Below are 11,870 nucleotides of genomic sequence, written 5' to 3'. Positions count from 1 at the left end.
CTCAGCGCTTCAAGAGCGGCCCGATCTGGCCGCAGATTTTCTGAAGCGCACCGGCCACATCGGCCTGCGGCCGCCAGACGGCGTCGAGGTTCGAACGCACGATCTGCTGGATCTGGGCAAAGCCGGTATGGCCGGGCATGACCTTGCCAGTCGAGATGCCTGAGATGACAACCTTTTCTATCTGCTCCTCGCTGAGCAGCGGGTTCGTCTTTTTCAGCACCTGCGCATTCAGCAAAGACTTGCGCGCTGAAGGGAAGAACTGGCTGAGTTTGGCGGAATTTTCCGGATTGGTCATGTAAGCCACGAATTGCGCCGCGGTCTCGGCATTCTTGCCTGATTGCATGACGCCGATACCCGCCTGGCCGATCAGCGCATAATCGCCCGCAGGGCCCTTCGGAAGAGGCACGAGGTCCCAGCCAAATGGCTTGTCCTTCGGCAGAAGCGAGGCACGGCTGATCTGCGTAATCGTCATCGCCGCATTGCCAGCAAAGAAATCGACCGTCTCGCCGGGGCCCGGAATGGCCTTCTTGTCGAAGATGGCATCGTGGATGAACGAAATGGCATCCGCCATCGGCTTTTCCGCCATGGTGCAGGTGGCGCCGTCAGCACTCCAGGGTGAAGCCCCCCAGCCATTCCAGACGGAAGTGAGATATTGCCAGCTCTGGTAATTGAAATCGCGGACGACAAGCCCGCCCTTTCCGGTCTTGGCGACAGCCGACGCCGTGGCGATGGCGTTGTCCCACGTCCATTCGCCGGCAGCGATCATGTCCGCAGGGGTTTTGGCACCGGCAGCCTTGATAAGATCGTTATTGACGAAGACGGCGAAGGGCGAGGTCGAAAACGGATAGGCGTAAAGCGTACCGTCCTGCGACCAGCGTTCCGTGGCGCCGGCACCCACCTCTTCAAGATTATATCCCGGCGCAGCCTTCAGTGTGTCCGTCAGCGGGTAGAGCGCCCCGGACTTGACGAAATCATAAGCCGACGTCTCGAAAATCCAGGCCATGTCAGGTGCGTTGCCGCCCGCGATCTGTGTGGTGAGTGCAGTCGTGTAGGTATCAAAAGGCAGCGACTCATAAGTCACGCTGACATTTGGATGATCCTTCTTGAAACCGGCTGCGATCTCGTTGAAGAGCTTGAGATGCGCCTCGTTGGCGCTCCAGATAGTCATGCGCAGATTAACCGCATCCTGCGCAATCGCTCCCCCCGCAAGCGCAAGCGAGCCGACCAGGGCAAGCGCACAGGCCGTGGATTTCAGTTTAAAATGATTGTTCATTCCCGGTCCTCCTCCAAAGATGGGTTCGATGAGACGGCAAACCGCCGTCCTAATAGGCCGCGATATCAGGCCAGCGTATTTCGATGCCCTCACGGGTCAGCTGCGTCTGGAAGGCTTCCAGGCGGTCATCGTCTTCCTGCACCTGATGCGGCGTGACGCCATTTTCCAGGCAGTGCGCCGCAAGCATCCCGGCCACTTCGCCGATGTTCCATTCGACCGGATGCAGGCGGTAGCAACCATTGGTAATATGCGTCGTGCCGATGTTCTTTCCGGCGGGGATGAGATTTTTCACCCGCTGCGGGATCAGCGCACCGAGCGGAATTTCAAACGGACAGGATGGCACGTCGATGTAGTTGTCGCCGCCGGTGGATGGATGCAGGTCGATGCGGTACATGCCGATACCGATGCTGTCGCGATAGCGGACCGCGCCCCTTTCACCGCGAACCGTGTAGGAAAGATCCTGCTCAACGATGCGCGTCACCGGCTTGATACGGCGGCTCTCGCGAATGTAGGGCGCCATGGCGAGCCCATGGTCGGTACCGGTGATATCGCCACGCAGCCGAAGCCCGCGGAACCCCTGCCCGCCATCAAGACGCGGCGCTTCCGTCTGCAGCCAGTAGAAGACCGAATAAGAAAGATCTGCCGCCGCCTTCAGGTGGCGCGCCTTTTCTCCCTCGGTCACATCGATGATCGTGCCATCCATGTAATCGATCATCGGCCAATTCACGAGGCAGATATCCGACTTATAGAAGCCGGGCGCAAAGTTTTTCCGCGCCGCGATGCGCCGAAAGATCCAAAGATTCTCATCACCGCCGCCCTTGCGCTGGTCGGCATCGACCAGGAGCGGGTTATCATCGGGATTTGGCGTGAAGGAGCGGGTAGTATGCTCCAGCGTGCGCGGATGCGGCGCGGTGAAGCCGAGGAGCGGACCACCCCAGAAATGCGGCTGATAAGAGCGCCAATAGTCGTAGTTCTCAGGCTTGTCGATCGTCTGATCGCCATCGACGTGGTCAATGGCAAAGCAGATTGAGACAGCCTGCACATTGTCTGGTTGAGCGTGCTCTGGCGCGCTCGGTTCTTCCGTGTCCGACTGCGCCTCAAAACCCTTGGCATATTCCGTGCTGGTCATCGGCAGCAGATCGCCAAGTTCGGTGGCGTCGAGTACGTAATCGGCGGATATAACGATTTCAGCGCCGCTGTCGCGATGGCGAACGGTCACGGAGCGAACCAAGTCCCCGTCCACATCGGCCCCGACGGGACGCCAGGGCTTGAGTATCGTCAGGCGACCTGCGCCAATATAGGGCATCAGCATGCTTTCCATGACCGCGAGGCTGACACGCGGCTCGGCGCAGATGCGGCTCACCCATCCGCCGCCCGGATTAAGGTCGCCCCACGCGCGCGCGCCTTCCATCAGCGGATAATGGTCTCGATAATATTGCCGCACACCGTTGCGCAGCGCCCGGTAGGACCGGGTGATGCCGAACTGTTCAACCCATGTATGCTCGTCCGAGGGAACGGCCTGACTGGTCAATTGGCCGCCGATCCAGTCGTATTCTTCGGTCATGATCACGCGTTTGCCCGCTCGTGCGGCAGCCAGTGCCGCCGCTACGCCGCCAAGGCCGCCACCGACCACGAGAATATCTGCTTTCATGTCTTTCACGACGTCACATCCGTTTTGTTGACTGAGGACTTGTTTGCCGAGCCGGTCGGGGCCCGCCCCAACGTCTCTCCCTTGACGGGTTCACATTTGAGAAGGATCTGCCCACCGGCGCTGCCGGTCTCGATGCGGTTGACCAGCATGGCGGTTGCCTGCCGCCCCATCTCCTCGCGCGGAATTTCATAGGAGGTGAAGCGCACGGGACTGCGAGCGGCCCTGATATGACTGCCAAGCACGATCATCGAAAATGCGTCCGGCACGACAAGCCCCCTCGCCCGCGCCAGCGCCTCGACGCGCACGGCATCGGCCAATTCTATGAAGAAGGCGACTGTGGCCCCGCTCTCAATGATGGCATCAAGTATTTTCTCGGCCGGGCGGTTGACCGCCTTGATATGCAGGGCAATCGTGGCCGCATCTGCGAGCGCCGCGCTGAAACCTTGCCAGCGATCGGCAATCGATTCTGCCGGACCATGCGGGCCGATATAGGCAAGCCTGGTGTGTCCCAGCGCGATGGCGTCTTCGACAAGCTGACGCGTTCCCGCAGCGTAGTCGCCGCCGACATAGGGAACCGGCCCGCCGGCATCTTCACGACGGCCGATCGCGACGAAGGGATAGTCTTCCGAAACCAGCCGGGCGAGTTCCTTGCGATCGAACTCGCGGCCGAGAACCAGACAGCCGTCCGCAATCCGAAGCCTGTTGCCTTCCGAGAAAATCTTGCGGTTATCGCCGACGCCGGCGCTCGTCAGCAGCAGAAGATCATAAGCCTGCTGCTGTGCCTCTTCTTCGATACCCAGCAGGAAGGGCGTGAAGAAGTCAGCCTGGGCGCTCGGGAATGCTGGCTCATAGGTGAAAACGCCGAGGATCCGGTTCAGCCCCTTGGCCATGCGCCGCGCAATCGGATCGGCAACATAACCAGTCTGGCGAATGACGGCCTGCACCCTTTCCCGGGTTTCGTCCGGGATGCGCGCGACCGCTGCCGGCGCGCCGTTCAGAACAAGTGACACCGTTGCCTGGCTGACGCCGGCAAGCTTGGCAATATCGTTCTGCGTGAGACGTCTGTGACTGGACACGCCATGCCCTCCTCCGGCATTCGTTCCCTGCTAATACGTATTAGCAGCTAATGCGTATTAGCACCATCTCCGCGTAGGGAGTCAAGCGATAAAGTGCATTCGCTGAAAGGGTCGCAGATTATCGCAAGCCTGCGCTGCAATGGCAAAACGCGGCAGAAACGGCAATGTCAGCTGTAAGAAACAGCGGTCGGCCCGGATTTACGGATTCGAGGACGCTTTTTCGCCCGCAAGCTTCTGCTCAAGCAACCAAGTCCACATCGCCTCGTCGTTCAGCACCTTTCCCTCGACCGCCTGATGGTCCGTGTCCTCAAACACCGTAAGCCGAACATTGCGTTTCAGCTCCTTAAGACGTTGCACGAGCACCACCGTATCGGATAGCGGGATAACCTCGTCATTTGCACCATGAAAGGCCCAGAAAGCCGCGTTCTCGTTCGTTCGATTGAGGTAGTGCCGAATGCCGCCGCCGGCTATCGGAACCACCGCGGCGAAAGTTTGAGGAAACTGCTCTGCCATGGACCATGCGCCGAACCCTCCCCGGCTATAGCCGATCAGATAGATCCGTTCCCGGTCCACCCGATGGTTGGCCACCACCGCCTCAAGAACACTGGCGACACGCTCGATCGGGTAAAGTAGTTCCTCGCTCGGATTTTGCGGTGAAAACACCAGGAAGGGAAACTCACGTCCGTCCTCTATCATTTTCGGCAAGCCGCTCGTCCGTAGCTTTTCGACGTCGCTACCGCCCTGATCGCCGCCATGCAGCCAGACGACAAGAGGATAGGTCTTGTTTGAGCCGGCGTAATCCTTGGGCGTATAAAGCAGGTAGTTGAGGTCAGAAGCGATGGTGACATCGGATTTCATCGCTTTCTGTTCGGCCTGTGCAAATGTCGAGGCAGTGATTGCAGCCAGAGCGATCAGGCAGAATTTAAGTCGTCTCATGATTTTTTCCTCCCAGTGAATAAGCCTCTTCGGGGGTAATGACCGTTAATCCGATCGGGTTCAACGCTCCCGGAAAAAGCAGGAAAAGCGCCTCGGAAAACATGAAATACCTCTTTATTTCAAACCAATGAGACAACTGCCTCATCTGATTTCCGGCGATGCGACGACAGCATATCCGCTTCCGCTGCTGAGGCAACATTCGAGGAAGAGACTTCAGAAATCGAGCTGTCAGGTGATGGCTCCAACCGGACTTGTGCAGCAAGGCCTTTACGTTCAGCATTTGTTCTGGCTTGCTGTTTGAGTCTTTGCTAATCATTGCGGCACGAAGGCGAAATGGCGGCGCGGGCTCAGTCGCCCGCCGTTTTCGGGCAGGCAGCTTCGCCTAGGGCAGATATCGAGGATTGGTGCAGGATGGCGGTTGCCTATCTGGAAAAACTGAACGAGCAGCAACGCAAGGCCGTGGAACATGGTGTTGGACTGGTGGATGGACATGTCGCCGGTCCGCTTCTGATCATCGCCGGCGCCGGCTCGGGAAAGACCAATACGCTGGCTCACCGTGTTGCGCATCTGATCGTGAATGGCGCCGATCCCCGCCGCATCCTGCTGATGACGTTCTCAAGGCGCGCAGCTTCCGAGATGGCGCGCCGTGTCGAACGGATATGCAAGCAGGTCCTCGGGGCAAATTCGGCAATCATGACAGATGCATTGGCGTGGTCCGGCACGTTTCACGGCATTGGTGCACGGCTGTTGCGCATCTATGCCGAGCAGATCGGCCTCAACATCGATTTCACCATCCACGACCGCGAAGACAGCGCCGACCTCATGAACCTTGCCCGGCACGAGCTGGGGTTTTCCAAAACCGAAAGCCGCTTTCCGACAAAGGGCACCTGTCTTGCGATCTATTCGCGCGTCGTGAATTCCCAGACGCCACTCAAGGACATCTTGCGCCAGCATTATCCCTGGGTTGCCAACTGGGAAAGCGAACTCAGGGAACTGTTCGCGGCCTATGTCGAGGCCAAACAGGTCCAGAACGTGCTCGATTACGACGATCTTCTGCTCTACTGGGCCCAGATGGTCAGCGACCCCGTTCTGGCCAACGATATAGGCAACCGCTTCGACCATGTGATGGTCGATGAATATCAGGATACCAACCGGTTGCAGGCATCAGTGCTGATGGCGCTGAAGCCCAGAGGCCGCGGCTTGACCGTGGTGGGCGACGACGCGCAGTCGATTTATTCTTTCCGCGCAGCGACCGTTCGCAACATCCTCGATTTCCCGGCTTCCTTCAGCCCGGCGGCCGATATCATCACGCTGGATCGCAACTATCGCTCGACGCAGCCGATCCTTGCAGCCGCCAACGGGGTCATCGATCTCGCGCGCGAGCGCTTCACCAAGAACCTGTGGACCGAACGGGTGTCGCTCGAGCGCCCAAGGCTCGTAACGGTAAAGGATGAAACCGAGCAGGCGAATTTCATCATCGACCAGATCCTCGCCAATCGCGAGAGCGGCATGACGCTGAAACAGCAGGCCGTGCTGTTCCGCACCTCCAGCCATAGCGGCCCGCTCGAGGTGGAACTGACCCGCCGCAACATCCCCTTCGTCAAATTCGGCGGCCTGAAATTCCTGGACAGCGCCCATGTGAAGGACATGCTGGCCGTGCTGCGTTTCGCACAGAACCCGCGCGACCGCGTCGCCGGTTTCCGGCTGCTGCAGATGCTGCCAGGCATCGGACCGAAGAAGGCTGGCAATATTCTCGATACGATTGTGACAGACCCAGAGCCGCTGCTTGCCCTCGCCGAAATTCCGCCGCCGCCGAAGACCGGCGATGACTGGAGAGCCTTCACACAAATGCTTGTGGGCCTGCGGCAGGCGCCGAATGACTGGCCGGGCCAGATCGGGCGGGCTCGGCTGTGGTACGAACCGCATCTCGAACGCCTGCATGAGGATGCGGACACTCGCAAGGCTGATCTGCTGCAGCTCGAGCAGATCGCTGGAGGGTACCCTTCACGCGAACGCTTCCTGACCGAACTGACGCTCGATCCGCCGGACGCCACCAGCGATCAGGCCGGCGTCCCGCTGCTCGACGAGGATTATCTCAGCCTCTCCACCATTCATTCGGCAAAAGGCCAGGAGTGGCGCTCCGTCTTCATCCTCAATGTGGTCGACGGCTGCATCCCCTCGGACCTCGGCGTCGGCACCACCCAGGAACTGGAGGAGGAACGCCGGCTGCTCTACGTCGCCATGACCCGCGCCAAGGACAGCCTGTCGCTGATCACGCCGCAACGCTTCTTCACAGGCGGGCAGAGTCAGCAGGGTGACCGGCATGTTTACGCCGCCAGAACCCGCTTCATACCGGCGACATTGCTGCAGTTTTTTGAGACGATGACTTGGCCATTGGTCTCAGCCGCGGCTTCGGAACGCAGCGCGCAGCAGATCCGAATTGATGTGGGTGCGCGGATGAGGGCGATGTGGAAGTAGTTTTTCGTTCCAGTCGCTCGGCGTCCGGGGCAAACTCGTGTTCATCCTTGAGGCGTGTGCTTATTGAGGGCTATTCACGGCTTATGGTTTTGACTGTCAAAATGCTGTCCTAATGACCCGCATTTAAAGGTTGATCACCCGAGACGGTCGATATTCTCGCCGATTCTGAGGCTAGCTTCCTCCTCTGCTTACATATAGACAACCTAATATTGACTTGGAAAAACGGTTTCGATATCGATCGGTACTGCCCGTTGCGCACGCAATCACTGGTTGTTTACATATAATAAGGGGGAGCTAAACTGCATGATCGGAAATTACATTAACTCGTTAAAAGGATATTTTAACGACGTGAAAGAACGCCTTGTTCACATTGAAGCGAAGGTGGACGCAATCATACGCGAACAAAACTCCTTCAAGCACTCGGAAGCAGCAAAAGAGGCGCACACGGTATTCTGGAAAGGTCATCCAGATCAGCAATTCGGCGGAACAACCTATAGTCAGCATGGAGAAGATTTAGTAATAGCAAGTATATTTCACCATCTCGGCATAAAAAAACCAGACTACATCGACATAGGTGCGCACCACCCTATAAATATAAGTAACACCGCGTTATTATATAGCCTAGGATCCAGAGGAATAAATATTGAAGCCAATCCTGTTTTGGCAGCAGAATTTAAGGACACACGCCCGGAAGACATAAATTTAAACATTGGCGTGAGCGATGCAATCGGGGAACTTGATTTTTACATGATCGACGAGCGATCCGGTAGAAATTCTTTTTCGCGAGAAGTGGCAGAGAGCTTCGTAAGGGACTATCCCCAGTTTTCGATAACTGCTGTGGAAAAAATCCCAGTTACGACCATAAGTGAGATTCTTGATAAACATTATAACGGCAAGTGCCCAGCGTTCATGTCAATTGATGTTGAAGGCTTGGATCACAAAATACTCAGAAGCATTGATTTCAACAGGCACAGACCTATGGTTGTATGCGTGGAAGTAGTATTTTCCGGGGCTGGTGGTGAAAAAGACGAAATTTTTCATCTTATGACAAAAGCAGGATATTACGTCCATTTCGCTACTTCCGGTAACCTTATTTTTGTCGACGAAATATGGAAATCAAAATTGTGCCCGTGGCTTAGCTGAGCGGCCTGGGATTTAGCCTGGCGGTAGGGTCGAGCTCGCGTCTACTACCAGAATTGTTATCTACATGGCCGCCCACCAACGATAAATCTCCTCGGCTAGGACCCGAGGATCATATGCCGACATGCAAGCCGGCAAAGTGTCACCTCTCGGACATGCCATCATCCATGTCTTTTCGCTCCACCAACAATCACCGCATTGGAGAGGAGAGAAATTCAAATTTGATCGATAACCAAAAAAATCTACCGATGTCGGCCCGAACACGACGCAGCTCTTCTTCCCAAACGCAGCTGCAGCATGTACAAATCCTCCTTCATTATCCAAATGAAACGCGGTATTCTCGAGAAGTCCCAGTGCCTGCTTTAATGAAGTCTTTCCAATCAGGTTGACATCTACACCGGCAATAGGCGCACTGGTCTTCTCTGTACCTATTTGAACAACCTTCAAGTCCCCGCCAAATTTTTCCAGCAAATAGGAAACCACATCGCCCCATCCCGGATAGGCCTTGGTGGCCCGCTGGCCGGGCGGGCCTTGCATCGCCTCATCATATCCATTGTGAATCGTGATGTATCTGCCGGAGACGAGACCATGTCGGGCTAGAATTGTGCCATCGCCACTGAGAGATAATGTATCACCACCATATGGAATACCGGCTGCATAATGGAGAAAGTCGTTCCGCGAGCGGCCTTTGATCGCCGCATATCTGCCTAAAGTGCCATCAAGAAAAGGATGATGCATACGCACAACATGAAGCGGCTCCATCTTCTTCTCATAAGCCTCAAGTATTCTTACAAGCTCATATATTTTTGGATCAGCAAGTGTCATCGCACGATGACCCGGCCATTTCTCGACATATATAAACTGATTTATCTTGAGCCCGTAAAGATAGACATCTTTAGCATATTTGAAAAAGTGGGACGGATACGCACCGGAAAATCCCGGTACACTTCTGAAAACCATATCCGCCACCGTTGGCGAACTGTAAAAAATCGAAAACGACCCGCCGCCCAAATGCTCCAGGAGATCGCGCATGAACCGCGCGATCACAATGAGATCGCCTAAGCCTCCTGTTACCAGTATGGCTCCGCCGTCATTTTCAACGATACCGGACGATGCGAGTTTGCGTCGTTTATACGCATGTCTCAGCTTTTTTTCGATTGCTTTGAAAACTGCCACCACACACTCTCTATACTTTTTCAAGATATTTACGGCTGAATCAACCTGAGGCAGCTTCACTCAGTTGTAGAGATCAAGCTCTCTACCGACTTGTAGACGTGATCCACCTGAATGTCGTTCATACACGCATGACCTTGCACGCAATTCTCTAATTTCGCGATATAACACGGGGAACAAGGAATTGGTCGCCTCACGACTTCCACTCTCATGCCGACTGGCTGCCACAGGTTCACATCTGCGACGCCGCTAAACACTGCAACGGTAGGGGTACCTAAAAGAGCCGCTAGCTGCGTCGCACCCGTATCGCTCCCAACAAATATCGTTGCACCCGCTGAGACTTTCGCCATGTCGACAAGAGGAAGACTTCCTGTTAGGTCAAATACCTGTCCTGCGGGGAGCGCTCTCGATACCGCTTCACCATATTCTTTTTCCTGCGCGCCGCCCAAGACGACAATTTTTAGATCATGATGCTGGGCTATTCGAACAGCCAGTTCGGCGAATCTTTCAGCTGGCCACTTCTTGGCCAGTGTGCCACCACCAGGTGCTAAAATTGCATATTTTTCTCCGTTCGGCAGAGGCGCCTCACGCCCGGCCAACACCAAAGCACTTCCCGCATCGAACATCAACGGCTTCACTGAGTTTACAACGTGGCTGCAAAGCAACATTAGCCTGCGGATATTATGAGGGCTTTTGTGAAGGCCGGAACGTTCGGGAATAGGAGGAAGCGAGACATCGAGTGGAACAAACTGCTTCCCGTGCGTCTGATACCCCGCCTTAATCTTTGCATCAACAAAAGCCAATGTTGGTCGCGTATCTTGGTCATGCCTAAGATCGATTGCGATGTCGTAAACCTCACCAACGACATCCCTGATCCTGGAGAATTTAGACATGTCAGCTTTTTTCACGTCCTGCGAAAGCTGCGCAAAAAAATTATACTCTCTCACTTCATCAAAGTAACCACACGCTTTGGCCAAACCAGAGTTGGTCGGTGAACAGACAATCGTGAAATGCCCGTGCGGCCACGCGTCCTTTAGGACCCTAATGGCGGGCAAAGACAAAATGAAATCGCCTATATGATCCAGTTTTACGATAAGTATTTTAGGTTCCGAACTGCCGGCAAAATACCCAGCATGCGGCGACGATGTTACTATCTTCCGGTCATAGATTTCTCGTTGGTCAGATGGGAGTTTTTTTTTTGGTTCAAAGCGACCTTTGCGTCTTTTATCCTTGATCCGCGCCACCAATCCGGCGGCTCCCGATATCACCAAAGATAGCGGGTAAGTCAGAGGCAGGAATATCGCAGTCTGCCAAGTCAATCGTCGTATACGGCGCTCTGCTTTTGACAGGCGATGGGAAACACTCCCTGCTTCTAATGCAGCGCTCGATAGTTCCGCAATTACATCCGCGCTCATCTTCGACTGACTGCGCCAGTCTCGTATTGCAGACAGTAATTCTTCGCGGTGAAGCACTTCGGTCTCTTGAGAGTGGGTTGCAGCTCTTAAACCAGTATATCCGTTCATTGAATTGATTGCCCGCCCGACAACCGAGATGGGATTGTTTCCGTGAGCATATGACTTCTGCAAAATAACCGCAGCTACAAAGCTCGTGTCAGCCTCTCCAACTAGGCCGGTTGGAAAGTAACGTGTCTCGATTGAAGAAAAACCTAAATACCGTCCGGCTTCAGCCACGATGAATTCGGGGACAATTTCGGAAGAGGGAAAATTTCGCGCGTGCGACGCAGCAACATCACCGTTCGACCTCATTATTTCCAAAATAAGGACGCCCCCGTCAGAAAGGCGACCATGTGCTTTAGAAACAATCTGATACGCGATCTTCGAATCAAGTGGCGCATCCATCAGTCGGCAAATCACCAGATTGGCGGCCGAACTCTTGCGGTCATCTGGGCGTTCTGCCAAAATATCAGGATTCTCGCCTGCGTCCGCTGTCCAGCCTTGAGCCGTTATCCAATCAATTTCGCTTTCTGACCACGAACCAAACAGCGCGGCGACACGCGACTCTTTCAACTCATCGGTGAGCGCACAGAAAAGCACCTTATATGTCGCTGGGCCGCTATAATCGGGACAACGCTGTTGCGACAGATAGGCCTCGAAAGCTTCATAGGAAACGCCTTCTTTCATGC

At 55.3% G+C, this 11,870-nt stretch carries 8 protein-coding genes; 2 read left to right on the top strand and 6 right to left on the bottom strand.

The window, feature by feature from the left end:
- Nucleotide 1 precedes the first annotated feature (1 nt).
- The 4 genes from QE453_RS08105 to QE453_RS08090 form a co-directional block, all read right to left on the bottom strand.
- The gene (locus QE453_RS08105; RefSeq protein WP_135856275.1) at nt 2-1,273 is read right to left on the bottom strand and encodes a sugar ABC transporter substrate-binding protein; all 1,272 of its coding nucleotides are present in this window, start codon (nt 1,271-1,273) and stop codon (nt 2-4) included.
- A gap of 49 nt (nt 1,274-1,322) precedes the next feature.
- Nucleotides 1,323-2,924, bottom strand: a complete 1,602-nt coding sequence (locus QE453_RS08100; protein WP_309776936.1) for an FAD-dependent oxidoreductase — start codon at nt 2,922-2,924, stop codon at nt 1,323-1,325.
- A 5-nt stretch (nt 2,925-2,929) separates the two neighbouring features.
- Entirely contained in the window at nt 2,930-4,000 is a 1,071-nt protein-coding gene (locus QE453_RS08095; protein WP_135856277.1) for a LacI family DNA-binding transcriptional regulator, read from the bottom strand.
- A gap of 198 nt (nt 4,001-4,198) precedes the next feature.
- Complete coding sequence (locus QE453_RS08090) at nt 4,199-4,936, bottom strand: prolyl oligopeptidase family serine peptidase (RefSeq protein WP_135856279.1); 738 nt, start codon at nt 4,934-4,936, stop codon at nt 4,199-4,201.
- Nucleotides 4,937-5,347: 411 nt separating this feature from the next.
- On the opposite strand from QE453_RS08090, the gene QE453_RS08085 reads away from it, so the two are divergent.
- Nucleotides 5,348-7,414, top strand: coding sequence for an ATP-dependent helicase (locus tag QE453_RS08085; RefSeq protein WP_135856281.1), 2,067 nt, complete (start codon nt 5,348-5,350; stop codon nt 7,412-7,414).
- 303 nt (nt 7,415-7,717) lie between these two features.
- Entirely contained in the window at nt 7,718-8,557 is an 840-nt protein-coding gene (locus QE453_RS08080; protein WP_135856283.1) for an FkbM family methyltransferase, read from the top strand.
- Between the two features lie 60 nt (nt 8,558-8,617).
- Here QE453_RS08080 and QE453_RS08075 read toward each other — a convergent pair whose 3' ends face one another.
- Together QE453_RS08075 and QE453_RS08070 are read right to left on the bottom strand one after the other, a co-directional pair.
- Complete coding sequence (locus QE453_RS08075) at nt 8,618-9,730, bottom strand: glycosyltransferase family 9 protein (RefSeq protein WP_135856285.1); 1,113 nt, start codon at nt 9,728-9,730, stop codon at nt 8,618-8,620.
- 56 nt (nt 9,731-9,786) lie between these two features.
- A complete protein-coding gene (locus QE453_RS08070) occupies nt 9,787-11,868 on the bottom strand; it encodes a glycosyltransferase family 9 protein (RefSeq protein ID WP_135856287.1) in 2,082 nt (693 codons plus the stop codon).
- Between the last annotated feature and the right edge of the window lie 2 nt (nt 11,869-11,870).

This window comes from Agrobacterium sp. SORGH_AS_0440 (assembly GCF_031453135.1).
GTDB classification, from domain to species: domain Bacteria; phylum Pseudomonadota; class Alphaproteobacteria; order Rhizobiales; family Rhizobiaceae; genus Agrobacterium; species Agrobacterium pusense.
This window is presented reverse-complemented; position numbering and strand designations above follow the sequence as displayed.

Bases quoted from the DNA above. Each gene is read 5' to 3' on its own strand.
- QE453_RS08100 (WP_309776936.1), bottom strand. From the start codon at position 2,924: ATGAAAGCAGATATTCTCGTGGTCGGTGGCGGCCTTGGCGGCGTAGCG.
- QE453_RS08080 (WP_135856283.1), top strand. From the start codon at position 7,718: ATGATCGGAAATTACATTAACTCGTTAAAAGGATATTTTAACGACGTG.
- QE453_RS08090 (WP_135856279.1), bottom strand. From the start codon at position 4,936: ATGAGACGACTTAAATTCTGCCTGATCGCTCTGGCTGCAATCACTGCC.
- QE453_RS08070 (WP_135856287.1), bottom strand. From the start codon at position 11,868: ATGAAAGAAGGCGTTTCCTATGAAGCTTTCGAGGCCTATCTGTCGCAA.
- QE453_RS08085 (WP_135856281.1), top strand. From the start codon at position 5,348: ATGGCGGTTGCCTATCTGGAAAAACTGAACGAGCAGCAACGCAAGGCC.
- QE453_RS08105 (WP_135856275.1), bottom strand. From the start codon at position 1,273: ATGAACAATCATTTTAAACTGAAATCCACGGCCTGTGCGCTTGCCCTG.